24 protein-coding genes are annotated in these 25,178 nt (G+C 37.7%); 4 read left to right on the top strand and 20 right to left on the bottom strand.

Annotated elements, in window-relative coordinates:
- Positions 1–496 precede the first annotated feature (496 nt).
- From ACP14Y_RS18780 to ACP14Y_RS18765, 4 genes are read right to left on the bottom strand one after another with little or no spacing between them, the layout of a single operon-like run.
- Complete coding sequence (locus tag ACP14Y_RS18780; RefSeq protein WP_424964410.1) at positions 497–1,642, bottom strand: phospholipase D family protein; 1,146 nt, start codon at positions 1,640–1,642, stop codon at positions 497–499.
- 3 nt (positions 1,643–1,645) lie between these two features.
- Complete coding sequence (locus tag ACP14Y_RS18775; protein WP_424964409.1) at positions 1,646–2,545, bottom strand: DNA methyltransferase; 900 nt, start codon at positions 2,543–2,545, stop codon at positions 1,646–1,648.
- Positions 2,508–4,520, bottom strand: coding sequence for an Eco57I restriction-modification methylase domain-containing protein (locus ACP14Y_RS18770; RefSeq protein ID WP_424964408.1), 2,013 nt, complete (start codon positions 4,518–4,520; stop codon positions 2,508–2,510). The genes ACP14Y_RS18775 and ACP14Y_RS18770 overlap by 38 nt, the downstream gene beginning before the upstream one ends.
- A complete protein-coding gene (locus tag ACP14Y_RS18765; protein ID WP_424964407.1) occupies positions 4,489–4,824 on the bottom strand; it encodes a helix-turn-helix domain-containing protein in 336 nt (111 codons plus the stop codon). The genes ACP14Y_RS18770 and ACP14Y_RS18765 overlap by 32 nt, the downstream gene beginning before the upstream one ends.
- 566 nt (positions 4,825–5,390) lie before the next feature.
- Here ACP14Y_RS18765 and ACP14Y_RS18760 point away from each other — a divergent pair.
- Positions 5,391–5,900 (top strand): nucleotidyltransferase, encoded by a 510-nt coding sequence (locus ACP14Y_RS18760; protein ID WP_424964406.1) that lies wholly within the window; start codon positions 5,391–5,393, stop codon positions 5,898–5,900.
- Positions 5,901–6,376: 476 nt separating this feature from the next.
- Here the strand turns inward: ACP14Y_RS18760 and ACP14Y_RS18755 are convergent, their stop codons facing one another.
- Positions 6,377–7,603, bottom strand: coding sequence for an alpha/beta hydrolase-fold protein (locus ACP14Y_RS18755; protein WP_424964405.1), 1,227 nt, complete (start codon positions 7,601–7,603; stop codon positions 6,377–6,379).
- Between the two features lie 223 nt (positions 7,604–7,826).
- Here ACP14Y_RS18755 and greB point away from each other — a divergent pair, with 223 nt between their 5' ends.
- A complete protein-coding gene (gene greB, locus ACP14Y_RS18750; RefSeq protein WP_424964404.1) occupies positions 7,827–8,342 on the top strand; it encodes a transcription elongation factor GreB in 516 nt (171 codons plus the stop codon).
- A 51-nt stretch (positions 8,343–8,393) separates the two neighbouring features.
- Here greB and ACP14Y_RS18745 read toward each other — a convergent pair whose 3' ends face one another.
- A complete protein-coding gene (locus ACP14Y_RS18745; protein ID WP_424964403.1) occupies positions 8,394–9,056 on the bottom strand; it encodes a hypothetical protein in 663 nt (220 codons plus the stop codon).
- Positions 9,057–9,247: 191 nt separating this feature from the next.
- Positions 9,248–10,102 carry an AraC family transcriptional regulator gene (locus ACP14Y_RS18740; RefSeq protein ID WP_424964402.1) on the bottom strand — a complete coding sequence of 285 codons (855 nt, stop codon included), beginning with the start codon at positions 10,100–10,102 and terminating at the stop codon, positions 9,248–9,250.
- Positions 10,103–10,293: 191 nt separating this feature from the next.
- Between ACP14Y_RS18740 and ACP14Y_RS18735 the strand changes: the two genes are divergently transcribed.
- Positions 10,294–10,443 carry a hypothetical protein gene (locus ACP14Y_RS18735; RefSeq protein WP_424964401.1) on the top strand — a complete coding sequence of 50 codons (150 nt, stop codon included), beginning with the start codon at positions 10,294–10,296 and terminating at the stop codon, positions 10,441–10,443.
- Positions 10,444–10,560: 117 nt separating this feature from the next.
- Here the strand turns inward: ACP14Y_RS18735 and ACP14Y_RS18730 are convergent, their stop codons facing one another.
- From ACP14Y_RS18730 to ACP14Y_RS18695, 8 genes are all read right to left on the bottom strand, one after another.
- A complete protein-coding gene (locus ACP14Y_RS18730; RefSeq protein WP_350206865.1) occupies positions 10,561–10,872 on the bottom strand; it encodes a hypothetical protein in 312 nt (103 codons plus the stop codon).
- Positions 10,869–11,696, bottom strand: a complete 828-nt coding sequence (locus ACP14Y_RS18725; protein ID WP_350206866.1) for a tetratricopeptide repeat protein — start codon at positions 11,694–11,696, stop codon at positions 10,869–10,871. The genes ACP14Y_RS18730 and ACP14Y_RS18725 overlap by 4 nt, the downstream gene beginning before the upstream one ends.
- A 337-nt stretch (positions 11,697–12,033) precedes the next feature.
- Entirely contained in the window at positions 12,034–12,645 is a 612-nt protein-coding gene (locus tag ACP14Y_RS18720) for an HD domain-containing protein (RefSeq protein ID WP_350206867.1), read from the bottom strand.
- 36 nt (positions 12,646–12,681) lie between these two features.
- A complete protein-coding gene (locus tag ACP14Y_RS18715) occupies positions 12,682–13,362 on the bottom strand; it encodes a sterol desaturase family protein (protein WP_350206868.1) in 681 nt (226 codons plus the stop codon).
- A gap of 18 nt (positions 13,363–13,380) precedes the next feature.
- Positions 13,381–16,518: an efflux RND transporter permease subunit gene (locus ACP14Y_RS18710; protein ID WP_350206869.1), complete on the bottom strand. Its 3,138-nt coding sequence runs from the start codon at positions 16,516–16,518 to the stop codon at positions 13,381–13,383.
- Positions 16,519–16,524: 6 nt separating this feature from the next.
- Positions 16,525–17,571 carry an efflux RND transporter periplasmic adaptor subunit gene (locus ACP14Y_RS18705; RefSeq protein WP_350206870.1) on the bottom strand — a complete coding sequence of 349 codons (1,047 nt, stop codon included), beginning with the start codon at positions 17,569–17,571 and terminating at the stop codon, positions 16,525–16,527.
- An 8-nt stretch (positions 17,572–17,579) separates the two neighbouring features.
- The gene (locus tag ACP14Y_RS18700) at positions 17,580–18,923 is read right to left on the bottom strand and encodes a TolC family protein (protein WP_350206871.1); all 1,344 of its coding nucleotides are present in this window, start codon (positions 18,921–18,923) and stop codon (positions 17,580–17,582) included.
- Between the two features lie 17 nt (positions 18,924–18,940).
- Entirely contained in the window at positions 18,941–19,393 is a 453-nt protein-coding gene (locus ACP14Y_RS18695; RefSeq protein ID WP_350206872.1) for a helix-turn-helix domain-containing protein, read from the bottom strand.
- 78 nt (positions 19,394–19,471) lie between these two features.
- Here ACP14Y_RS18695 and ACP14Y_RS18690 point away from each other — a divergent pair, with 78 nt between their 5' ends.
- Complete coding sequence (locus ACP14Y_RS18690; RefSeq protein WP_350206873.1) at positions 19,472–20,038, top strand: TetR/AcrR family transcriptional regulator; 567 nt, start codon at positions 19,472–19,474, stop codon at positions 20,036–20,038.
- A 126-nt stretch (positions 20,039–20,164) separates the two neighbouring features.
- Here ACP14Y_RS18690 and ACP14Y_RS18685 read toward each other — a convergent pair whose 3' ends face one another.
- From ACP14Y_RS18685 to ACP14Y_RS18665, 5 genes are all read right to left on the bottom strand, one after another.
- On the bottom strand, positions 20,165–21,256 hold the full coding sequence (locus tag ACP14Y_RS18685; RefSeq protein WP_350206874.1) for a hypothetical protein: 1,092 nt from the start codon (positions 21,254–21,256) through the stop codon (positions 20,165–20,167).
- A 123-nt stretch (positions 21,257–21,379) separates the two neighbouring features.
- On the bottom strand, positions 21,380–22,381 hold the full coding sequence (gene dmpG / locus ACP14Y_RS18680) for a 4-hydroxy-2-oxovalerate aldolase (RefSeq protein WP_424964400.1): 1,002 nt from the start codon (positions 22,379–22,381) through the stop codon (positions 21,380–21,382).
- Positions 22,382–22,386: 5 nt separating this feature from the next.
- A complete protein-coding gene (locus tag ACP14Y_RS18675) occupies positions 22,387–23,313 on the bottom strand; it encodes an acetaldehyde dehydrogenase (acetylating) (RefSeq protein ID WP_350206876.1) in 927 nt (308 codons plus the stop codon).
- Positions 23,314–23,331: 18 nt separating this feature from the next.
- A complete protein-coding gene (locus ACP14Y_RS18670) occupies positions 23,332–24,111 on the bottom strand; it encodes a 2-keto-4-pentenoate hydratase (RefSeq protein ID WP_350206877.1) in 780 nt (259 codons plus the stop codon).
- 4 nt (positions 24,112–24,115) lie between these two features.
- Complete coding sequence (locus ACP14Y_RS18665; RefSeq protein WP_424964399.1) at positions 24,116–25,120, bottom strand: NAD(P)-dependent oxidoreductase; 1,005 nt, start codon at positions 25,118–25,120, stop codon at positions 24,116–24,118.
- Between the last annotated feature and the right edge of the window lie 58 nt (positions 25,121–25,178).

Below are 25,178 nucleotides of genomic sequence, written 5' to 3'. Positions count from 1 at the left end.
CAAACCCTGCGCTCTGCCGTGCCCTGACCAAACGGCTATTAATAGTTTCCCACCCGCTTTCAGGCTAAGGCCTGATCACCAGCCCAATACAAGAGATTTCCAGGCAAAGTGTATCGTTCTATTTTTCGTTATCCGTACGATTGTCAGTTTGATTTCAAATACGCGATTCTCAGCGATTAGACTTTTGCCTGTAAAACACTTGCCCAACGCTTTGTTTGGCTCACAGCACAAGCCCTCAAGTAGCACGTCATTGCGAGGAACTTTTCAGCCAGTTGGCTGATTGGTGACGTGGCAATCTTTTTGCTACTGGCAGAATAGCTCACAGATCATCTATCTTTTATCTGTGTTCGCCTAATCGCTCAAGCCGCTGGGCTTTTACTTTTTTCATTGATAAAAAAGTAAACAAAAAATCTAGGCAAAATAATCACTCCCAACTCACAGCCAACCGCACCCCCGGTATTTTGCCTTGCCTGCCCACCTAGGTGTAAGATTTTGATTATATCAAGGGACAATCTCCCCAAGTTTCAGAAACATCATCAGTAGTTGTAATCACTCTTCTCATGCCTTTTCCAACAGATTCATTATCCAATGTAAATTGGAACATTTCATCGTATCCCTGATCTCCAGGCATTAAAAGCATGTACAAAAAATTCCTTGTGGCAACTTTACGCAACAATATAATTGGAGGACTATCAGGATAATCTATACCTTGATGACTCGATATTTCTATTTTGTAATTTTTATTCGTATTACTGTAAACTACTGGTCTAACTTCATCTGACCCTGTTGTTCCATCTTGCTTAACTTCTTTGAGAAATATTCTTTGATGTGAATTTGCTTCTGCATTGAAAAAATTTTCAATCACATGTTTATTGTAATGCACTTGATGCCATCTAGCACCTGCTTTAGGTACTTGAGCAACTAGTACAGAATCAGCTTCTCTTAAATCTAAATTGGATATAGAGGTTGTATTAATATCCTCAGTTTCATCTATTTGTTCTTCATCGTATTCAGCCTCTGCCTCAGCATCTCCTTCCACTATATCCACTTGCTGATCTTCGTCAACTTTCTTAATCTTTCTTATTCTTATTCTATTCTTCTTAGCTCTTTCAATCGCATCGTCATCTATCTCTTTTATGCGGTCATTGTGAAAATCTAAGAACTCATTCCATGCACTAATTGATGCGATCTCTTCATCATTTCCTATTGCAATTGAATAAGCCTCAATATTTGTTTGAAGGCCTGTTAAGGTCAAATTTCCGGATCCAACGATTAGTACATTTGTTCCATCATTGAACTGAAAGTGACTTATTTTTGGGTGAAATAAATCACTTATGTCGTTGTGGAATATTTTGGCATCAATGTTCTCGTAGTTATCTGTTAATTGACTCAATTTTTGAAGTGCAAAATCACTTGTTATTGTATCAATTCCAATAACCATGTTTACTAATCCTCCTTGAGTTATGTAATGGTTTATATCTGGATCTTCTTCAAAAAGTTTTGTTAAAGTTCTGCCAGTTGTCCATGAATAAATTGACCGCCAGTTGATCAGTCCCTCTTTCCTAATATTCTGAACCAATTCCTCTATCAAGTAAGTTGTAGAAGGATTTGAGGGGTCCTGAATTTTGAATTCGTAATTCATTGATTAATCTTCAAATATTTTGCTGTGCAATGATTCTGGCAAATTCATTAAACCCTCGTAGTTTTTAACGCTCCCCCCCTTTTTAGCCTTTGCATTAGGTTTAGCAAAGATTAATACGTACTCATGAACATTTTTAAAAAGGAAATTTGGTGGGTAAGGGTAACTTCCAAAAATAGGCCTTTGTGCACCATAAGAACCCCACTTTCCACCAGTTTTGTCTTTTGACCATATAACCTCATTAATCATTACAAAACCTATTTCTCGCAAAAGATTAGCAAAGTCTGTAGATAATGGAAAAGTCAAAAGTCCATGGTTAGTATTTTGGTTAACATTGGCAGTTACAAGGCACAGTTTTCTACCAGGCCTTAACACTCTAAAGCATTCATCAAAAACAGGTCTAATTTCTTCGAAGAATTTATTGTAATTGTCTATACTTCCTATATTCGATCCATTTCCTCCATAATCAGCTTTATCCCAATAAGGAGGACTAGTGATTATTAGATCTACATTATTGGAGTCAATAAAACTCATATCTCGGCTATCGCCATGCTTAAGAATATGAGATACAAGATCTACTTTACTTTCCTCAAGTCTATTTTTTGCAATATTCAAATAGTCGCCATTCTGATCAATGTAAATAGATTTTCTATTAAGTTCAGAACTTACAAATGAAGTGGTTCCTACTCCTCCGAAAGGATCCAAAATTGTCTCTTCAACGAAACTGAATAATTTTATTAATCTCTTAGGTATTTCTTCAGGGAATATTGCTGGATGAATTGCATGTGATGTATTAGCAATGTGCCAAACAGTTTTAGTGTATTCTTTCCACTCTTCTTTTGTGAGTTTACTAGCTTCTTTTATTTCTTTAGATATAATCATTTCTTCCAGCAGTAATTGTATCAAACATTATTTCCTTTAAAATTTCATAACACATTGGGTTAATATTCATATTACTCAATATAATTTGATCTATTCTATCGAGTATCCAATCTGATTCTATGGGCTTGTAGCTTATGCTTTTTCTACCTGCATTATAAATTTCAGAACGTCCATTAAGCATATTTTCCCAAAGAGCATAAGATAACTCGTTTAGTTTATCTCTCTCCTCATTCTTAAGATTCTCGAAAAAAAATGGTCCATAAGGGAGTTGCCTAATAAAAGAATCAGTTAAGTGGAAACCATCTCCTTCAACTCTCCATAACCAGTAGCTGAATCTACTTGTAACAAGTCCAAAAATCAAAAACTCTTCAGTTATTTCTGAACTTCTCCAATAACTGTATTTTTTATCTTCAGATAAAAAATCCGCATTAGAATTTTTACTTTCAAATGTTAACCAATTGTAAGCAGTGGAGCTGTTTCTTATTATCGCTTCTTTTGGTGATTTGGTTTTTGAAATAATCTGAGAGAGACTTCCTTTCTCTCTTTGCTTTATAACTTCAGTATAAATCTTATAAGCATCGTGACTACCTATTTTGGGAATACCTTTACTTATTTCGAAATCAACTTTTATTGGATTTATCAAATTTGTAAAAAGCTCTTTCCTATTGTTACTATTCCATCTAAGTAATTCACTTGTTTCCATTGTAAATCCTTCTTTCTCAATTTTTTTTCTGCAAAAGAATATCGTATTACGGGTTTTAACATCATCGCCGAATAATGAATCAGGTGTTCTATCAAAGTGAAAGAAGGTCCATTCGCCACCATTTCTTTGGATACTCTTTCTTAATGAGACGAATTCTGGATTCGTACTTGCAGAAATTGATAACGGGACTACCATCCCTGCCAAAGCATTTTCACTAAGAATTGCAGAGGTAAGCTTTACAAAATGAGGGTAGGAATTAAACTGTTTATCTGAGATTTCGATTTGATCTCCGAATAAACCTTTAGATTTAACTCCATGAACTTTCGAGTATGGTGGATTAGAAATAAGAATGTCAAATCCATTTGAAAAGCTAACATCAAATATTTTTGATAAATCGTATTTAGACTCTATTTGAAGAGAATCGAATAAAACTAAATTTTCAGATACGGTTTTAAGGATTTTACCAAAAGAACATTTCGAGATTTTGGCTAGCTCTAAACTAATAACAAACGAGCTTGATTGCAGTGCAACAGGATTAATGTCAATGCCGAATACATTTGATCTAAATGAGTCTAGAAGCGTATTCCTGCCATTGCAATTCTTATTGAGAAATCTCAAAATACAAATCAAAAAAACTCCAGTACCGCAAGCAGGGTCTAGCCATCTTAAACTATTCTTCTCATCTTCCCCACTAATTTTCAAGATTCGATCTACAATGAAATTAGCAACGTCAAAAGGTGTATAATATACGCCTGTTTTCTTTTTGAGGATGCGATTGATTCCATTTGTCTGTAATTCAAATTTCGTTTGAAAAACTTCGAATATGTAGGGCAGTAGCACTTGAAAATCCTCATCAATATTTAGGTTTTCAAGAATTTTTGATGCTTTGATCTGTGTGTCTTCATCAAGATAATCACAGATTAGTTCCTCGTCTTTTAAATCAAGTTCATCAACTAACCAGGATTCAGCATCCATAATATTGGCACTTTTGGCTATTGACCCAGTAACTATACCTCCGATCCAAGCATGAATCAATGTAGAAGCCAAAACTTCTGCAGTATGATCAGTTTCTAGTTCTTTGTAAGCTTCAATTCTTTTATAAAAATGATATCTCTCTAATAATTGACACTTTTTGACATCATCTAATGCAGATTCGACAGAATCCAAGAGAATTTGATAACAATCATAAATTGGTCCTGATTTGACACGAATTTGCTTAAGTAATGTAAATCCTGGTTTAGGACTTCCGCTATTGGTGTAAAAACTACTCAAAATCAATCCTACTTTGTTTGACATTAGTAGACCTTACATAGTTTATCTTATCTTCTGCTGCGAGTAGAACCTCTTTAGAATGTTCTTCATACAGAAGTTCACGAGCCACTTTGTCGCTTAGAAAATCAATCATTAGAGATTTTTCATCAATATTTAGGATTGATGACAGTTTGACAACTTGATCTCGATTGGCATTTCTGTCTCCCCTTTCTATTTTACTTAATGTAGAAGGGTCTATATCCAAATGCGCCGCAACCTTTCTAATTGGCAAACCTTGCAATTCTCTGAGATTGCGTATAATCTCCCCAAAAGTTTCCTTATTATGCATTGATTAATTTTTCAGGACACATTTTGTCAAAAATAATAATATTCGAAGTAGAAAACAACTTATGAACTAACCGCACACATTCACCTTTTGCCTACCTCTTTCCCCTACCCTCAAAAAAAGCTGAAAGAGTGCTCGTTACTGCTAAGAAATGATGAATGCGTTTTTAGTTGATGTTAGAGGCCTTCCGTAAACTATTAATCCCGCCCCTGAACCAAAGCTATATTAACATAACGCAGGCCATTATCGAACACATTAAGTGTTCGCGATAATAGCGTTATGTTAAGTGAATTAGCAACGATTGAGAATTGATGAATATTACTATTTAAGCTTTTTTCTGACTTTCGAGAACCTCCTGAAATTGCTGTGCGTTTGAATACCCATTATTCGTAATTACATTTGCTCCATGGCTTCTATACAATTATATAGTTCATATGATGAGTTGAAAAAGGATCGACTAGAACGATCTCTCACTCAAAAGGAGAAGCTACGTCAAAAAAAAGCTACTCAATCGTTAAAAAAAATTAAGAAAGTAACTTCTTAGTTTTCCATAAAATAAGGCCCATACCATGGAGAAAGATTTAGCCAATGGAATAAAAAATCTTTCTAACTCACTGAATAAGCATGAGGTAAAATATATGTTTGTTGGTGGAGTAGCAATAAGTTTTTATGGGAGTGCTAGACCATCTTCAAATCTTCCTAGAGATATTGATTATGATATTGATGTATGGTATTTAGCTACCAACGAAAACTTTGTTAAGCTCACAAAATCGATAGCTGAAATCAGCCCTGAATTAGAAGATGAGCTTAAGAAGATCATCTTTGATCCAAAAAAGACATTTATCAAGTTTAATAAGGAAGGATTTAATTTTGATTTTCTACCAAATCTTGTCGCGTTTTATCAGAAAGACTTTCAAAAGTGTTATCAAAAAAGAGAAATTGGGGAAATTGATGGAGTTCAAATCAACATCATTTCGAAAGAAGACCTTCTTTTGGATAAGGAAAAATTGGGGAGAGATAAGGATTTAGCAGATATCGAAAACTTGAAGAAAAATTCATACAAAGGTTTCTTAAGGTAACCGCACACATTTGTCATTCCCCATAGACTTCCCTCCTGCCAAAAATGTCAAAAGAGTGCTCATGACTGCCAATAATTTGAAGTGACTGCTCCTAAGTATGAAAAAGGCCAAAGCTAAACTATTAATCCCTACCCTGAACCGAAGCTATATTAACATAACGCAGGACATTATATAACAATACTAGTGATTTGCGTATGCGTAGCATTTAATATAAAATCAGTTATCGGACTTCAGTACGATCAACGGTAAAGATTTTATGTTAAAGCAAATCACGGCCTTACACATGTGCACATTGTATATATAATAACGTTATGTTAAGTGAATTAGCAACGATTGAGTATCGGTTCATATTGCTATTTAGCTTTTTTTAAACTTCCAGAGACCTTTGTGGGACTTGATGATTTGCAATTAACCTAATTTATTTCTCTTCTGAAGGCCTGCCTAACGAAGTTAAATGGATCTAATGTTTTTAGCGCTTACTTCAGACGCTCAAGCTTCATTTCATAGGTTTGCAGCTGATCGTCATTGTTGGCTCTGGCCAGCTTGATGGCTTCTCTAAAGTGAGTTTTGGCTTTAGAAATATCATTTTCCAATACGTAGGTACTTCCAAGACCTGCATGCATTGCCGGCAGAAATTCAGGATCAGGGTACTGATTAATTCCACGTGTGAAATATTCAATCGCATGTACAGCGTCTTCATTTTTGAGATAGAATTGACCCAGACGATTTTGCCAGTAGGCTGAAGCGTATCGACGTGTAGTCAGCACCTCTTTGAATGCATTCATAAAGAAATCAAACGAAGCAAAGTCATCCTGCTTCAACGCCAGCCATATCAGGCTGTTCTTGGTAGAGGCATCTATTTCAGGACTGGTTCCGAAACGCTCGCTTCGCTCTTCAAAATAGGCCTTAAGTGCAGGCAAGCCGCCTTCATCATAAAACTCTGCTGTGCCACTAAAAACTTTAGACCCATAGTTGTGGTAATAAAACCTCAGCCCTTGATAAAGAGAGGTATACGCTAGAGACTCATGGATCTCTTTGTTGAACTGCTCGTAGGTCCAAACTAACTGATCTCGCTGTTGCACGGATAGCTTTTCAGCAAGTTCATCCGACGACCTGACGGTATAAATATCTTTCTGAGAGTTGGCGATGTAGAGATACATGGGCTTTCCTTGGTAGAATTGAAATTGCTCCTGCATCTCAGGACTGACATAGCCTCCATTAGAAACGATATACCCGGAAAACACCGGATCTTTCCGAAACAGCCAATCACACACCATGTAGGAAGGATTTTCCCAGCCAAAAACAACGCGCTCGTCAGTGGTTCGATAATGCTGATCCACAAACGCAATCAATTCTTCTTCAATGTACTTACTCAGGGCTTCCCAGTGATTAAAATGAAGGCTATCGTGATAACTTCGGGATTTGTAATCCACTCCAACTACAATCATCTCTGGGAGTAATTCATCACCACGAAGCGTCTCCTGTATGGCCACACCATTCAAAAAAAACCATTGCCCGTCAAGAATATACAAGACCGGATACTCTTTGTCCCCTTCATGATAGGATTTGGGTAAGTAAACCTGAATGTTTTCCTGGCTTTGCAAGGATGCGGATGGGACGTTTACCGCATAGTCAATGTCAGGTTGTCCTTGAAGAAATAAAGCGGTACAAACCAATAATAGAGAGCCGAATAGTTTAATCATTAGGTGAGGTGTGAAAAGGTGATTGCATATAGTTCCAAACCTCCTACGTCTTTTTTGGCGTTGTAGTTGCTTTTTTAACAATTAGCCATGAGTATCAATCAAGTTCATAATTACATTCCAACTTCGTTTGTCATGCTGAGGCGGCTACAGCAGGGACTCGAAGTATCAGACAAAATGAATGCATCATTATCTTGCAACCGTTTTCAAAACAAGATCATTTAATATGAGGCGAAAAATTCCTGAATCAACGTTACCAAAACTCAATCGCTCGCAAATGATTACTCCCGAAGGCCTGCAAAAATTAAGGGAAGAACATGATCACTTGTGGCGCGTGGAACGTCCGGACATTACCGCTAAGGTGGCATGGGCTGCAAGCTTGGGAGATCGTTCAGAAAATGCCGATTACCATTACAACAAAAAACGACTGAAAGAAATTGACAGGCGCCTTCGTTATTTACGTAAGTGCATTGATGACTTTAAAGTGATTGACTACCACCCCAACCAGGAAGGAAAAGTGAGCTTTGGTGCCTGGGTAGAAATTAAAAACGAAGAAAAAGGTTTCCAAAAATGTTTTCGGATTGTCGGTTACGAAGAGCTCATCGGTAACAAAGATTATATCTCTATGGACTCCCCTATGGCGAAAGCACTACTGAATAAAAAGGTAGGTGACGAAGCGATCGTTAAAACCAAAATGGGTGATTTTGTATGGAAAATACTTAAAATCGAGTATCAGAAATAGTATACAAGTATGGCCGGGAGTAATAACCAAAATAGTGATTGCTAATCGCAATTAACTTTTAACCTGCTTAAAGAAGTCTCTTAATTCTAGTCTTTGTTTCACAATGTCATTTTTTATTTCATCCGAAATACGTTCAAGTTGATCATTTTGGTTGTTGATGTAGTTATCAAAAAGATCATCTGACATCTTATCAATTCTATATGTCTCGTTCTCAATAATAATTTTATCGTAGTAATAAAATTCAGTGTGATTGATATTGTCGATAATCCTAATTAATTCATCGCGTTGATTATCATTGAGCCGGGCTTTTAGAGTCAGGTTCATCGCATGTGTAATTAATTGGGAACTAAGATCTGTCATCTCACTTTGTAGCTCCTGGTAGTTTTTGCGATACATGTTATACTGATCCAGGTATAGTTTATAATCATCTGTGTTACTCTTATGCTTATCCATGTGTCGAATCGTGACTTCTGTACTTAGATGAACTCTACCCAGGGCTTTTGCTTTCATTAATCTCAAATTTGCTAATTCCAAACACTTTAGTATTGACTGATTGACATTATATGATCGCTCACGTCTAGTATCAAAATAGTTCTTAACCATGAAGGTAAACAGAGCAACAAACGCTGCAATTAAAGCAGGAGCTAAATGGAATAGTACCTCCATAAATGCGTTGGAGTCACCACTTCCGTGCGTCGATATTGAAATATCCATAATGCTAAATTTTAGCTATTCAATTTAGCAGGCTTTTAATGCGTTTGAAATACCCACTTATAGGTAATTTTTAAATGACGGTTGGATGAATAGATGAATTAATTGTGATAATCTATGGTCGAAACCACTCGTGGTTTGGAGCAGCACATGCAGACCAATAAAATCTTAGATATTCAATTAGACTAAAGACCTTACGCACAGCACATCTGGCCGCTCTGTCTAAACGCTTTGATCGTCATTCCATAGGTATTCTTAAAAGTACGCGCCAGGTGACTGCTATCAGTAAAATTCAGTTCATGCGCAATCTCTTTCAAAGTAAGATCAGTGTGAAGCACCTTCGTTTCCACCAGTTTCAGCTTTGATTTCATGATGTATTCATTCAGGCTCATCCCGGCTTGTTTCTTAAAGTACTCCGAGAAATAAGAGGATGAAATACCAAAATGCTCCGAAAGCACAGGAATTCTAAGGGCATCAGAATCACTGATGTGGGTGTGTATGTAGCGCAAAATCTCTCCAAACCTCCGCTCCGTATCATTGCCTTGCTCCACATACCTATTTTCAATACTTCTTGCCAGGATATTAAGTATACTGGCCATCGCACCAGTAATGATGGAGTCAGAATATGAATCACCATGAAGATATTCCTGATAAATGGATTTGACGGTCTGGATAATGTAAGCCCGCTCCCTGTCGGAACTGATAATATCACCTGGTACCTTATTGTAATTGGCTAAAATATAGGCCATCCGATCAAACCAGGCTTTATAATCCGTTCCTTTATCACTATTCAGAAAATAGTGATCCGTAAATCGAATGAAATAAAACCGGGAAGGTTCTTCTACCTTGAAAGAATGACAATCAAGCGGAGGCAGTAAGAATACATTACCTGCATGGTATTCAAACTCATGTTTGTTGATACACTGCAAACCACTCCCCTCTTCCACATACACAATCTCAAAGAAGTTGTGTTTGTGCGGGCGTTTTCTCCACTCAGTAAATTCCTCAATATGGATCTCAAAAACATGCTGTGCCTCTTCTACCTTCATTGTATGGATATTGGAACATTCATAACAAAAATAGGTACATAATCATTTCAAAAGTTGAATAACCAACCCATATTTTACTAAACACACCATAAATCCAATACTAATACAACTATTACCAATTTAAATACAATAAATCACTGTATACATAGGGTCTACTTTGCGTTTAACCATGCAACATCAAACAAACATGCATGAAAAAACAACTCACTTACATCTTACTAATAACCGCAATCATTCGTATCGGCTTAACACAAGAGCTTAAAGATTCTAATAAAGGCTATCTACAAAAAATCGGCAAAAAGTACAACAGCTTGATAATTAAAACCTTACAGCCTTTGTAAGCTTGAATTAGGCCTTTAAGGTGGATTCGGTGTAAATATTCATCGTGTTGATTTCCAGGTAGTTAAAAGGCACTATACAATTAAGCTTAATAAAAACAATGATCTTTCTCTATATTTTTAATAATAATGATCAATTAACTTAAGGTCTTGAGGTAGTTTTAGGCCCAATCTGATTTCTGCTATGCTAATTGGCGAGTCTATTCCTGGTTCACTTCCTTCAGAATATTCACAAAGCCAAGAATCAAAACCTTGTAATTCTACTTTCATTTTCCTATTAAAATGATTGATTACTACATACTTTCCGTCCTTAGTTTTTCTATAGAATAACATGGCGTCTTGACTAAAATCATCATTTTCGTCCACTCTATTGGCATACCCTCTTAGCCGATAAAGTGTCTCCTGGATGTGATTACCGTTCATTAATTTCATATCTTCTTAAAAAAATCTCTTACAATTTGTGAAGACAAAATCTCCTTGTTTCTATTCCAATATTCATATGCTTCGTGTACAGATCCTACGGGGACTCCTTCTGGAATAAAGTTCGGCTCACCAGGTATTCTGTATGGCATTGGCTTATTGCGCCCACTTTCAATTACAATCTGAGGTAGATACTTGTTAGACGCTATTGCCTCGTTGATATTGTCTAGCGCTAAATCCTTATTGTTAGTAAGAACGTCAATTAAAACTCTTCCGTAGGTAAACTCAATTGAAGTGTCATAGTGCATTTCAAGAAATTCACGACCTTTTTCAAGATTTCGCTTATGCAAATAGCATTCAAATACAAGGTATCGCACTCCCTGATTATCCCCAGGATTTTTCACTAAAATATCATGATATAGGTCAATTGCTTGATCATATCCATTCTTGTCTTGATACTCTAAGCCTAAAATATGACATGACCTTAAATATTGTCGGTTTTCCAGGATCGACCATTTTAGCATATCTTGATCATGATCAAACTCTGGTGGAAAAGCAGCCCTTCCAATTTGGTATCCCTCTATCGCAGTTTTAAAACTCTTATCTCTCAAATTGAGGTTTTTGTAGGCAATACCTAAATGATTATGAGCATCAATGAAATACGGGAATCGGCTTGCTATGTCAGACAAAATCTCTGATGATTTTTTAGGATTTACATCGAGAATTTCGATAGCATGCCAGTATCTATCCTGTACATCCTCAGATTCAATATCTTCAGGAAAAATAAACTGCCATAAGCCGTCTAGCATTTCAGCAACAATCGGTTGTGTGGCCATTTAGTAAAAATATGAAGTAGAGGATTAAATTCAATTCTATGTATAGAATCGTTCTTTCCTATCGTTCGCTTTATTATCTAAGGAGATGAGTCTCTATATGTAAGTTTCATAAAGAAAGGATCAAAAATACCTTAACCTACCAGCCTTTTTCATAAGGAGCAAATCCTCACACTTCTCCACTTCATACATATATAAAAAGTCTGGAGTTATTTCCAAATTCGCAATAGGATCAATAATAGTACATACATACTAACTAATGATCTATTAATTTGGATTAATATTTAATTCCTCACATGTCTTGAAGATTGCTCATGAATTTGTGAAAAGTTTAAAAATCTCATTTTTCCTTTGAGGACAAATCAAAAAGTTTCTTTTTCATATGTCCAATATGAATTTTAAGGATTGGTTCAAATTTTATTTTTGCAGGCTCAGTCAAGAATCTTAGGTGACTCAAAAAAGAAATCTGCAATTCTAACCATTCACGTTCTGAATATTTAGATCCAAGTAAGTATTCCCACTCTTTTCTTAGTGCCTTGGCTCTCCTCTCCATATCTAAAGTTCCGATATGACTCAAATCTGCATCATGAAGGATTTCTTGCATTGTGGTTAAGCATGGTGAAGTTAGTTTTGTTGAAAGAATCAAGGATTTAACTGTTTCAATTTCTTCCTTTGCCACATCTCTAATTTCTAGAAACTCAGCTGCAATCCTTGCACTCATTTCTTCATGATTGGTGTAGCTTTTGACATGCCCAGTGTCGTGAAAATAAGCCGCCACTTTCAAGATTGACAAATCCTTTTCTGAAAGACCACATTGTTTACCTAATTCCATTGACACTCTTACAACTTCCTGCGTATGATTCCAATTATGAAATAGGTATTTGTGGTCTAAACTAATAAGCAGTTCATTTGTATATTGTTTGACTTCTATTATGGTTGACTCAGAAATCATTGTTAAAACACGGTCAATTTCCTTTCTAAATCTTCTTCAATATTGATTACTTGTAGTTCTATTTTTTAATTCATTTTTATCAAATTTGCATACAGTGGTTTTACGGCCTTCCTTTGGCATAGTTCGAAATATAATATCCCATAATGGTGTGCTTACACCGAAAGCACGATCGTGTTGTTGATAATGATGTATATTATGATGTTTCCACCAGAAATTAAATCTACTGGGCACAGGTAATCGATGGATCATTGTGTGTATCCACATGTAAACTGAGTATCCTATAACAAATCCCGGACTGAAGATGAGTGCTTCATGACCGAGGATAACATAAAACAAACCAAAAAAGAATCCAGCTATACCAAGTGAAGGTACTGGAGGTAAAACAGTTTTGCTTTTGTCATTGGGGTAGGCATGATGGATGCCATGAAACATATAATGAAATCCTGTGTCATAGCTTGCATCTTTAATTTTATGATAAATAAAGCGATGAAGTAAATATTCAGCAAATGTCCATGAAAACAGTCCAGATAAGAAGTAGATGATTATCAAATCAATTCTCGCATTAAACTCACTATAATATATAAACACAGCTACAGCAGATAGCAATAGATACATAGTGAAAATCAGGGCTGGATGGGACCATGTTAATGCATTTAAAATCTTGCTCCTGAACAAGCTAGGTGCTTTTTGATTGGGATATATTACTGCTTCTTTCATTCCATCTATCTTTTAAGTTTACGTTTGAGTCGTATTCAGCTCAGTGGTATATTTCTCTTTTCTCTCTGTCAATCCTAATTTTTCTACCAGTCTATCAGCAATCAAATAGACAACTGGGACGACCACAAGGCTTAAGAGCATTGAACTGGAAAGACCCCCGATAATTGCCCATCCAAGGCCATTTTTCCACTCAGCTCCAGCTCCACTAGCGAGAGCTATTGGCAATACACCAAATACCAGGGCAATGGTCGTCATCAATATTGGTCTTAAGCGCGCTTTAGTTGCTTCAATCAAAGCGTCTCGTGTATTAGAGCCACTTTCTTTAGCTTGATTAGCAAAGTCAACCACCAAAATGGCATTTTTAGCTACAAGGCCAATTAATACAATGATCCCCAAGATGGAAAAGATATTCAGTGTTTGTTTTGCGAGCGCCAGGGCTAGGAGTGCTCCAACGATGGCTACAGGTATGGAAAAAAGAATGACCAACGGATAGATATAATTATCGTATAAGGCCACAAGAATTAGATATACCAGGATTATTGAGAAAAGAAAAGCAGAACCTAAAGCCCCGAACGATTGTGATTGCCTTTTCAAATCACCATCAAATGAATACGTTACTCCTGGAGGTAGATCCTTATTATCAATGATGTCCTGTAATTCCTGACCAACAGCCCCTGCTGGAATACCTATTATCTTAGAAGATAGTTTGACCGAGTTGATCCGGTCTTTTCGTTCCAGCCTTGATGGACCTACCGTATCAGAAACAACTGCAAACTGATCGAGTGTTACCGGCTGATTATACCTATTAATAAATATCAAGGATTCTACATCTCTAACTTTTCTCCTATCAAATTCATTCAGTTTCACATTAATGTCATATTCATAGTTTCCATCTTTATAGGCTGCATCAGTGTTTCCAGAAAAGGCTACTTGCATGGTAGCACCAACGGTACCCAAATCCAATCCCAGGCTAGCCATTTTGTCTCTGTCTATATCCACTTTTACTTCTGGTGTTCCCTCTCTAATACTCAATTCAAGTTCTGTAGTACCCGCTACTTTTGCCAAGTCATTTTTTATGTCATTAGCAAGCTTCATCAGCTGATCCAGGTCCGGTCCGGCAAAGATCACTTGTATTGGCGCTTCAGTAGCTGTACCTAGTATACTTGTAGGCGATGAATAGACAATAATTCCTGGTATATCTTCCTGAAGCATGAGCTTGACTTGCTTTGAAAATACGGTTGCTGATACATCACGCTGATCATAAGGAACCATCTTTACATTGATCTCAGCTTCATTTGGTATAGCCTGGGTTCCACCAAAACCCTGACTGGTCTGACCAACAGTGGTGAAGGTACTCACCACCTCTGGTAATTTTGAAATCAGGTTCTCAGCAGTCCTTGTTGTAAGGTTGGTTTTTTCCACCGAAGCGTTTTTCGGGAGCTCAATGCGAATCACAAACTCGCCTCGATCTCCTTGTGTAATGAACTCGCCACCAATGAATCCAAATCCAACAAGCAAAAAGGATCCAATTAACAATCCCCCAGTGACAATAAGTGTGATTGTCTTGTTGTTCATTGATTGAATCAAAACCCTGTTAATCCATCCACCAAAAGAGTCTATAACACCTTCAAAAGTCCTGTTAAACCGAGCTGCGAGACCATTAGGATTGAAGCTTTCTATTTTAGCAAAACGAGAGGTTAGCAGGGGAATAATTGTGAATGCCACCAAAAGGCTCAATAGCGTGGCTACAACGATCACCAGAGAGAAGTTCGTCAATATCGGGGATATAAGAGATTCTACCAGTGCAAGCGGTAAGAAAACCACAACAATCACAAGTGTGATGGAAGTGACTGTAAACCCAATCTCTTTCACCCCGTCAAAAGAAGCCCTGATCCGGTTTTTGCCCATCTCCATATGCCTGTATATATTTTCTATAACAACAATGGCATCATCCACAAGAATACCCACCACTAAGGATAGTGCCAGAAGGGTCATCAGATTTAGCGTAAAGCCGGCAAGGTACATCGCAGTAAAAGTGGCAACAAGGGAAATCGGCACAGCTATCATTACAATAATAGCATTCCTTATACTGTGCAAAAACAAAAACATGACTATGGCTACAAGAATGACTGCTATGTACAGATCGTGTATTACACTATCTGCTGCTTCAAGTGTAAATTCTGATTGATCTTGGGCAATGTTAAATTTGAGGCCTTCCTCACTGTATATTTCTTCCAGCTCCTGGATTTTATCTCGTACAAGCTCACTAACCGCTACGGCATTTGCATCTGTTTGCTTGGTGAGGAGTATTCCTATTGAGTTTTCAAGATTAAAGCGTGCTACCTTTTCCACCTTGACTTTTCCGTCCACTACCTCGCCTATATCTTTAACCCTTATCTCTGCTCCACTTGGTAAAGAACCAATGACTAAATTTCTTATTTCTTCCAGGTCTTGATATTTACCTGAAAGCCGTATGGTTCGCTGCTCTTCATTGGTTTCTATTTTCCCGGTTGGAAAATCAAGATTTGATACTTCAATCATTTGTACCAACTGTAAAATGGAAAGGTTGTATGCTTTTAGCCTTTCCCTGTCAATATTGACTTTGATTTCCCTCTCTTCTCCACCTACTAATTGTACCTGAGCCATGCCGTCTATCCTTGAAAGCTCGGGAACTATTCGTTGATCTACAAGATCAAAAAATGCCGAAGGGACCAAGTTGCTTGCTGTACTGGCCAGGCTAATAATTGGCAAGTCATCAATTGAAAATTTTGATAACGAAGGTTGATCAGCATCCTCCGGAAGTTGAGATATGATTCCGTTGACCTTACGCTGAGCTTCCTGTAGCGCCAAATCTACATCTGCGTCTGTAGTGAGCTCAACCGTGACAATTGAAACAGACTCTAGCGAAGTAGAACTGATAGATTCCACATTTTCCATGGAGGAAAGTACATCTTCAATTTTCTCAGAAACTGATGTTTTCACTTCGCTGGGAGCCGCACCTGGATAAGTGGTAGTGATGGTAACAATGGGTTGAGTAAACTTGGGGAGAAGCTCATAGCCTAAAAGCGAATAAGAGACTAAACCCAGCAATGTAAGTACTATAAAAACCACAACAGGTGCTGTGGATCGTTTTATTGATATTTCAGTGATTTTCATAATGAGCTATTCTTTAATCCCAACTTTAGCACCATCTGTTAAATTAATTTGACCGGAGATAATAACTAAGTCTCCTTCATTAATGCCGGAGACTATTTCTATGTAGTTGTCATTTCTTTGGCCAATCACGATTTTCTTCAATACCGCTGTGCTGTCCTGATAAATATAGACCTGTGGGTTTTCAATGCTACCTGCAAGGACATTTCGATTTAAGGCTAATGCCTCACTCGTTTGAATATTGAAATGGGCAGTCCCAAACATTCCAGTCTTTAAATTCTTTGATGCATTTGTAATTTTAATTTCTACTGGAAATGTAAGGGCCTCTGAACTTCTGACTCCAATTCTGCTTACTGTCCCTTCAAATTCATTACCACTCATCGCTTGTATTGTAATAGTAACAGACATGCCCAATTCCACCTGCTGTATGCGATTTTCAGAAACCATTACCACCATTTTCATCCTGTCTACATCTACAATGTCAAAAAGTGGATCTCCACCTCGCACATAACTTCCCTTTTCAATGTATCTTTTGTCATTTATTCCTGAAAATGGCGCTCTAATAAATGTGTCATTATAAGCCTTTTCTGCTGAAATCAAATCAGTCTTGGCCTTTACGTAAGCCAGCTGAATATTATCCAAGTCCTGCTGGCTAATTCCACCAGCTTCAAATAGGTTCTCAATACGTTTCTTTTCTTTTCCTATTTTCTCAAAATTGGCCTTCGCTAAATCCAAAGCTGCTTTTATAGTTTGGTCATCAAGTCTGGCAAGTACCTGGTTTGATTTTATATATGTACCATCTTCAATCTGTATTGATTCAATAACCCCGGGCATTTCTGATGAAACAGTAACTTCTTTGTTCGGAATCAGGTTACCATTTACCTGAAAGCTCCTCTCAATCGTTCTTTTTCTCAATGGCTCTACACTCACCGGGATGAAGTCTGGTTTTATCTGGGCCAATTTCACTTCCTCTTTCATTTCTTCTTTGTTGCTCTTCAATATAAAGGCAACCAGAGCAATCAAGGCTAGGAATATTATTGAGTTTATCTTTTTCATATATTCAATTAATAAGATTCGAGGAGTTTACCTGTTGATTTGAGTATTTCTATTTCTGATATTTTCACTTGAAGAAGTGCTGCTGAGTAGTTGAGCTGGGAGGTAGTAAGTGCAGTCTCTGCACTCAGTAAGTCTGTCAGGTCGGACAACCCTTCTTCATAACTTTTCTGAGAAAGGTCATAGACCTTTTGTGCTAGATCAACACTTGTTTTTCTCGTTTCAAGGGTCGATAAACTCTGATTGAGTTTATTCTGAGCATTGGCATAGTCGACACTATATTTCTCTCTTGTAAATTCGATAGACTCCTCAACCTGCTCTTTTTTCAGTTGGGATTGCATGCTTTGGGCACTCCTTCTAAAACCATCAAAAAGTGACAGCTTAAGACTGAGCCCAATGGATGAAACGTCATACCAGTTGGTAGTTACATCTGAACCCGAAAATAGCGCATCGTTGCTTATGCCATTGTAGGCATAGTTGGCAAAAAAACTCAGCTTAGGGAAATACCCTGATTGAAAATTTATTTTTTCCAGTTCGTATAGTCTCTTTTGAACATTAAGCAGATTGAGATCCGTGAGATTTTCATGAGTCATAGGTGGTACATCAACCAACTGCACTTCTTTATCTTCATCGTATTCCAAAATGAGGATAGTCTCCTGATCCATCCCCATGATTAGCTGCAGTTGCTTTATGGTGTTTTTTCTAGTAAGGTTCAGGTCAGAGAGCTGGACTTCAAGGTTCATTTTAGAAACCTTAAGACGATCATGGTCAACTTGCTTGATGAAGCCCTGATCTAATTGCACTGCGGATATTTCAAGAAGTTTATTGGTCTGATCCAAATTACTTTGAAGAATATCAATATTCCTCTCTAATATGGAGACATTGTAATAAAGGATTACCGCTCGGTAAACGACCTCTTCTTTGGTTTTTTTTACCCTTAAAGCATACAACTCTTCAGAGGATCTTGCAGCTTTCAAAGCAGTAAATACAGATTTATCAAAAAGAGGTTGGTTAAGAGACAATGCAATAGAGTTGGTGTAATCCAACCCTACTTCTAAGGTGCTAACCTCACCCGGATTGCCTGTGAGTTCTCCAGGCACGACCAATACTGGAAGAAGTAGATTGTTTGTATAGTTTCCACTAGCCATTACCTGGGGTAGAGCCGTACTTCTGACTTCTTTAGTTACCTCGAAACCTATCTTTTCCTGTATCAGGCTTTTCTTGATCTCGCTGTTGTTTTCCAGCGTATATGCTACCACATCAGGCAATGAAAGCGTTTCCTGTGCCGCAGCTAAATTCCCAAAAAAGGAAACAAGTAATAGTGTGAAAATAGCTTTGTAATAAATTCGATTCATAGATTCTATGATTGTATTTAATTTTTAGCTTCCCATTCAGAAAGAATAGCGGGAAGCTTATTCTCAAAAAGTTGATATAAATCGCGAATTTTTGTGAGTTGTAAATTGCTTTCTTTTAATTTATTAGATCTGAGTTCCAGTGCCTGATCAAGCACCAGTCTATAGCTCTGGTATTCTTCGCCAATTGACTTCAATAATTCAATCCAGGTCTTAAAATTCAGGCGGAAGTACCTCTTACGATCACCTATATTTGTACTAGCCTCTATATATTTTTTATCAAGAAGATAGTTTATTCCGTTACTCACTGCTGATTTACTGGCTTTCAGGGTTTTTTGTATTTCATAGAAATTCATCGTTTCAGAATCAGATACCAATAGCAGAGAAAGTACCCTACTCACTATAGGGGAGAATCCTTTTTTTTCAATGAGAGCACCAGTAGCCTCAATAAACTGAGCTTTTTCTTTTTCCATTAGTTTTTTTATGAAGTGCAAATATGTAATTTTTAGTTCTGAAACAGAAAAACTAACTTTATTTTATTAATTGACAGTATGAAAAAACTTAGGATTCTGGCTACAATTCGAAAATTGATTTTAGAAGAGGGTTTTGAAAATGCAAGCCTCGATCGTGTATCCGTTGAATTAGGAATTTCAAAAAAAACCATTTATAAGTACTATGATTCTAAATCAGACATACTTACTATTCTTCTAAAAAGGTTTATTGTTAAGCACATAAAATATTACGAAACCAAAATAGATTACCTAGATCCAATACAAAGAATTATTCAACTCTTCTATATGTGTAACGAAATATACACGCTTATTGACAACAAGGTTTTGAGATTTATAGCCATTTATATACCTGAAGGGAAAGATGAATTCAGCACGTTTGAAAATAATTTTATTGTTTCTTCATTTGAAAAGGCAATTGTTGAGGGGGTTTCGTTGCAATGTTTCAGAAGAGAGATTGATGCACGGATTTTGGCTATAATGGCCCTGCAATTGGCTAAACTGCAATGTAGAATTCCTGAACTAAAGAAAAGCAATAAGGACTTAGTTCAGATAATAGATCATTTTATTGCAGGATTAAAAAATCACCATGAGGAAATGAAAATCTAGACCTCATCCTGAACTTTTGAAAAAGATGAAGTCCAATAGGCAATCAAATACATTCTTCTATAAAGGAAGACCTAGAATATTAATTTCTGTAAGTGCTTTTTTTTACATGTAGGTTCTAAATCACAGTTATTCATTTATGGATCTTAATTCGTCAATAAAAGTAAACCAGGCTAGTTTCGGTAATCCTGTTTCCCAATTGTTCAGCCCTAAATGGTTCATGAAATTACAAATATGTATTGGATCAACGCCCTGCTGTTGAGCATATTGATTGCAAAATCCTTGCGGATAGTCATACATTCCATGATAATAGACAAACTCAATATTTTTGCTATTAATGTACGGCTTCATAGAGCTAAACATTTTTTGCACAAAATCTGATTGCTGTTGTTCTGAGGAGGAATTGTCAGTCGAGGATGTATATCCTATTTCCGTAAACGCTATTGGTTTGCCTCCGGTATTTTGTACCATCCAATCCATATCATCTTTTATATCGCTTGGCGGGCGCATTTGCCATGGAGTACTATTTTGCTCATCTGTTGGGTAGTAGGTATAGCAAATAAAATCTCCCTCAGTTTTAAAGGTGTCAAATAGAATTGGATTATTCTTAGCCGCATTAAAGGTTATGATTGTTCCTACTTTAACTCTTGGATTTAAAGCATGTATCTGCTGTATTGCAGCCAAATAGAATGTTTTGAATTGTTGTATTTGGTCGGGATTAGTGCTTAAATATCCATCTATTTCATTTCCAATTAAAACATGGGTTACCCTTTCGATAGAAGGGACTTCAGTAAAAATTTTATCTAAAAGCAGTGAAAACCTATTTATCATCTCTGGATCATCAAAATCCAAGTTGGCTAAATCGTCTGGTACTAGCTTTATATTCGTGTCAATCATTTTCAAAACAATAATGTAGCTATCCAGCTTGGTTTTATTTTGATCAAGCAAAGTCAGCGGATTTGTTAAATTATCTTGAAGAGAGTAGGTGTTTGGGCTCGGTTCTAATACATTCCATTCAGGGCTCATCCCAAACATATTAATGCCATTTTGAACAGCATGGTCCAATCCATCGATATACCCGTCAATTCCGAAACTTGAATTTTTATATTGTTGAAGTGAAAGGCCAACTAGTAATTTGGGTGGTGATTGTTCTGATGGAGAGACCGAATCATTACAACAAGAAAAGAGAAGTAACGTCAATAATATTTGTAGCGTTTTCATTGTCATCATCTTTATTTATTACATGTTTTCGATTAGACAGCTAAAACATCTGATAGGTTACAAATAACCATTGAATGTTACATTGACCGAATGCAAAACGTAAAATCAGCTTAAACCTGTGTCCTAATTTACCATATCCAAAGCTACATCCACGATCATATCCTCCTGGCCACCAACCATGCCCCTTCGTGCCAACTCCTCTAGAATGGCCCGTGTATCAAGACCATACTTTTGTGCAGCTCGCTCTGAGTGCAATAAAAAACTGGAATAAACCCCCGCATAGCCTAATGAAAGGGTTTCTCGATCAACGCGAACAGGTCTTTTTTGGAGTGGGCGCACTATCTCTTCTGCGGTATCCATAAGCTGATACAGGTCACAGCTATGCGATACCTTCATTTTATTGAGTACGGCTATGAGCACTTCCAGAGGTGCATTGCCGGCACCAGCCCCCATACCGGTTAGTGATGCATCCAGACGAGTGGCCCCATGCTGCATGGCTACTATGGTATTGGCCACTCCGAGTGATAAGTTATGATGGCAATGAATACCAATTTCGGTCGATGGCTTCAGAATTTCTTTAAAAGCCTTTATCCTGTCTTTCACATCATCCATAAGCAAAGCCCCGGCCGAGTCAGTTACATATACACAATCAGCACCAGCTTGTTCCATGATTTTGGCTTGTTCTGCTAGATCTTTTGGGCTGTTCATATGAGCCATCATCAAAAAACCACCTACGTCCAGGCCTAGTTTTTTTGCTCCTTGAATATGCTGAATAGCTGTATCGGCTTCTGTACAGTGAGTTGCGATCCGTACAGATTCCACACCCATATTTTTGGCTTTTACGAGATCTTCCAGCGTGCCTATACCAGGCAGTATAAGAGTCGTAAGTCGAGCATGGGTAAGCTCTTCGCTGATGCCTTCCAGCCACTCCCAATCGGTTTGTGCTCCAAAACCAAAAGTAAAACTACCTCCGGCAAGCCCATCACCATGTGCTATTTCAATGGCATCAACACCGGCACGGTCAAGAGCTATTGCTAATTCCTTTACTTGCTCTTTGGTGTACTGATGACCAAGGGCGTGCATGCCATCTCTTAGGGTCACGTCTTGTATATATGGTTTTTTCATTGAATTTAGGATTGAATTGATTTTACTAAACGCTCTGCTGTAGCCTTTGCCGCACTGGTCATAATGTCCAGGTTACCAGCATATTCTGGTAGATAATGTCCTGCACCGGTGACTTTCAGGTAAACAGAAGTTCTTAATCCATGCCGATAGCCCAACCCCTGAATTAGGACAGGATCTGATTTGGGGATTTCTTCAAATAATACTTCCTGATGAAGTTCATACCCTGGAACATATTCTTGTACCAATTTCACCTTTGCCCGTATGCTTTCGCGAATGGCTTCTTTATCACCCATTTCTGAAAGTGTAAAAACTGTATCCCTCATCACCAATGGTGGTTCAGCTGGATTTAAAATAATAATGGCCTTTCCTTTTTCGGCCCTTCCAACCTTCTCAATACCCTGGGAAGTGGTTTCTGTAAACTCATCAATGTTTGCTCGGGTGCCGGGACCCGCAGATTTACTTGCTATTGAGGCGACAATTTCACCATAGTGCACATTTACCACATCACTAATGGCAGCCACAATTGGAATAGTAGCCTGCCCCCCACACGTGACCATGTTTACATTCAAGGCTTCAAGGTGGTCAGAAAAATTGACTGCTGGCACAAGATACGGCCCTACTGCTGCGGGTGTAAGGTCAATCATGCGTTTGTCTGAGAACTGGCGTATTTTTTCCCAATTGTACAAATGAGCCTTTGCGGATGTAGCATCAAACACTATCTTAATGTTGTTCCATTCTGGCATTTCCAAAAGGCCATCCACTCCTGTATGGCAGGTTGGCACATCCATTCGTGCAGCACGGGCCAGCCCATCAGATTTCGGATCAATACCCACCATGGCAGCAACTTCCAATGTTTCTGAATACCTCAAAATTTTTATCAACAAATCCGTTCCAATATTTCCAGAACCAATGATTGCTACCTTTATCTTCATTACTTATTTCGTTTTACTTTAAGATGTGAAATGAACAGAAGCACCTCCAAGTGTACTTATCTCTACCTCTACATAGTCGTCAGGGTTCACCGGTATCATAGGGCCCAGAGCTCCTGATAATATCAATTCTCCTTCTCTAAGCGGAGTTCCTACTTCTACCATCTTTTTCGCCAACCATAATACGGCATTAATAGGGCTGCCTAGACATGCCGCTCCAGTCCCTTCTGAGACCACTGTGTTATTTATTTTCATGGTCATTTGTGCGTTTATCATATCAAATTCAGATAGAGAAAGAGGGGTGTGTCCGATTACAAAATGACTGGCAGAAGCGTTATCTGCTACGGTATCTGTAATTTTTATGTTCCAATCGGCTATCCTGCTTCCCAGGATTTCAATGGCAGGTATTGCATAATCAATGGCATTTATCACATCTATAGTAGTGATCGTACTATGATCTAAATCATGGCTCAAAACAAAGGCTATTTCAGCTTCCACTTTAGGCTGCATTAGTTTTTTAGTGCTAACTGAAAGCCCATTGAGTACTTCCATATCATGAAAAAGCACGCCAAAATCTGGCTGTTCCACACCAACCTGTCGCTGTATCGCCTCTGAGGTAAGACCTATCTTCTTTCCAATGATTTTGCTTCCATTTTCAATACGTCTCTTTGTATTGAGGTTTTGGATTTGGTATGCCAATGTAATATCCTCCACGCCAACTTCCTCACTAATGGGTTCGATAGGTTTTCCAGAAGCTCCAGCCTCCCATAGTCTCTCTGCTATATTTGTTTTTATACTCATGCCTTCAATAAAATTTTTTATGGTCTGATAAATCCAGCAATCTTTCTGCTTTACCAGTATTGATATATTTTTTTACATTGGGAATTCCCACCTTACTGGAATGTAGCAACACCCCATCTACCATTGCTGAGTTATGTGGCGACCCGAGCACATTTGGCAGGTCAAGAAACGGAAAGCTCAACTTGAACTCGTTTACAAAGAAGGGTTCTATCCACCAGGCATCTATAGCAGCCTTAAATGTAGGCGTTGATTTAAGTTTTTGGTACAAAGGCTCTTCATCGATAATTTGCCCACGCGCAAGGTTAACCAAGATGGCATTCTCTTTCATTTTGGCAAGTTCAGAGTGACCTATCAGGTTTTCTGTTTGAGCCGTTAACGGAATGGTGATGACGATAAAATCGGTTTTGGAGAGCAGGTAATCAAGTTGATCCAATTTTCCAATCCAATCTGTAGGTTCTGTACTCTCTCCACTTGTGTTTATGGCAAATATTTGACAATTGAAAGCAGACTTCATAATGCGTGCGATACGCTTCCCGATACCTCCGAAACCAATGATTCCGCAAACTTTTTGGTCGATCAAAGTGGAACTGCTTCCAAACTGGTTAAATTCACCTTGCTTCATTTCCTCATGCCTTTGTCCCAGGTTTTTGGCCAGAGACAATATCATTCCCACCCCATGCTCAGCCATCGGTATAGCATAGGCACCCATATTACCGGCCACAATAGTTTCTTGTGGGAACCTACTAAAATCCAAATGGTCAAATCCGGCTGAGAGTAATTGGATAAATCTAATGCCATTAAAAGCACGATCCTTCACTTCGGGAAGCTCAATGGTTGGATTTCTGGCTATTAAAATATTTGACTTTTTGAGTTTTTCAGCCTGGTCTTCTGCTGACAAGCCATTGAGAAAATAAAGGTCTGCAATCCCACCAAGCTCCTTTTTATAGTACTTGATCTCCTCATTACTTACTTTATTACTAATAGATATCGTGTGTTTTGGTGTATTCATGCATTTTTTGATTTTATATGGTCATAAGAAACTTTCACGATAAATAATCTTTAATCAA

This window comes from Ekhidna sp. (assembly GCF_965247405.1).
GTDB lineage: Bacteria > Bacteroidota > Bacteroidia > Cytophagales > Cyclobacteriaceae > Ekhidna.
The sequence above is the reverse complement of the archived record's forward strand: the minus strand, read 5'-3'. Positions and strand labels throughout refer to the sequence as shown.

Bases quoted from the DNA above. Each gene is read 5' to 3' on its own strand.
- ACP14Y_RS18780 (WP_424964410.1), bottom strand. From the start codon at position 1,642: ATGAATTACGAATTCAAAATTCAGGACCCCTCAAATCCTTCTACAACT.
- ACP14Y_RS18770 (WP_424964408.1), bottom strand. From the start codon at position 4,520: ATGTCAAACAAAGTAGGATTGATTTTGAGTAGTTTTTACACCAATAGC.
- ACP14Y_RS18765 (WP_424964407.1), bottom strand. From the start codon at position 4,824: ATGCATAATAAGGAAACTTTTGGGGAGATTATACGCAATCTCAGAGAA.
- ACP14Y_RS18760 (WP_424964406.1), top strand. From the start codon at position 5,391: ATGGAGAAAGATTTAGCCAATGGAATAAAAAATCTTTCTAACTCACTG.
- ACP14Y_RS18755 (WP_424964405.1), bottom strand. From the start codon at position 7,603: ATGATTAAACTATTCGGCTCTCTATTATTGGTTTGTACCGCTTTATTT.
- greB (WP_424964404.1), top strand. From the start codon at position 7,827: ATGAGGCGAAAAATTCCTGAATCAACGTTACCAAAACTCAATCGCTCG.
- ACP14Y_RS18745 (WP_424964403.1), bottom strand. From the start codon at position 9,056: ATGGATATTTCAATATCGACGCACGGAAGTGGTGACTCCAACGCATTT.
- ACP14Y_RS18740 (WP_424964402.1), bottom strand. From the start codon at position 10,102: ATGAAGGTAGAAGAGGCACAGCATGTTTTTGAGATCCATATTGAGGAA.
- ACP14Y_RS18735 (WP_424964401.1), top strand. From the start codon at position 10,294: ATGAAAAAACAACTCACTTACATCTTACTAATAACCGCAATCATTCGT.
- ACP14Y_RS18730 (WP_350206865.1), bottom strand. From the start codon at position 10,872: ATGAAATTAATGAACGGTAATCACATCCAGGAGACACTTTATCGGCTA.
- ACP14Y_RS18725 (WP_350206866.1), bottom strand. From the start codon at position 11,696: ATGGCCACACAACCGATTGTTGCTGAAATGCTAGACGGCTTATGGCAG.
- ACP14Y_RS18720 (WP_350206867.1), bottom strand. From the start codon at position 12,645: ATGATTTCTGAGTCAACCATAATAGAAGTCAAACAATATACAAATGAA.
- ACP14Y_RS18715 (WP_350206868.1), bottom strand. From the start codon at position 13,362: ATGAAAGAAGCAGTAATATATCCCAATCAAAAAGCACCTAGCTTGTTC.
- ACP14Y_RS18710 (WP_350206869.1), bottom strand. From the start codon at position 16,518: ATGAAAATCACTGAAATATCAATAAAACGATCCACAGCACCTGTTGTG.
- ACP14Y_RS18705 (WP_350206870.1), bottom strand. From the start codon at position 17,571: ATGAAAAAGATAAACTCAATAATATTCCTAGCCTTGATTGCTCTGGTT.
- ACP14Y_RS18700 (WP_350206871.1), bottom strand. From the start codon at position 18,923: ATGAATCGAATTTATTACAAAGCTATTTTCACACTATTACTTGTTTCC.
- ACP14Y_RS18695 (WP_350206872.1), bottom strand. From the start codon at position 19,393: ATGGAAAAAGAAAAAGCTCAGTTTATTGAGGCTACTGGTGCTCTCATT.
- ACP14Y_RS18690 (WP_350206873.1), top strand. From the start codon at position 19,472: ATGAAAAAACTTAGGATTCTGGCTACAATTCGAAAATTGATTTTAGAA.
- ACP14Y_RS18685 (WP_350206874.1), bottom strand. From the start codon at position 21,256: ATGAAAACGCTACAAATATTATTGACGTTACTTCTCTTTTCTTGTTGT.
- dmpG (WP_424964400.1), bottom strand. From the start codon at position 22,381: ATGAAAAAACCATATATACAAGACGTGACCCTAAGAGATGGCATGCAC.
- ACP14Y_RS18675 (WP_350206876.1), bottom strand. From the start codon at position 23,313: ATGAAGATAAAGGTAGCAATCATTGGTTCTGGAAATATTGGAACGGAT.
- ACP14Y_RS18670 (WP_350206877.1), bottom strand. From the start codon at position 24,111: ATGAGTATAAAAACAAATATAGCAGAGAGACTATGGGAGGCTGGAGCT.
- ACP14Y_RS18665 (WP_424964399.1), bottom strand. From the start codon at position 25,120: ATGAATACACCAAAACACACGATATCTATTAGTAATAAAGTAAGTAAT.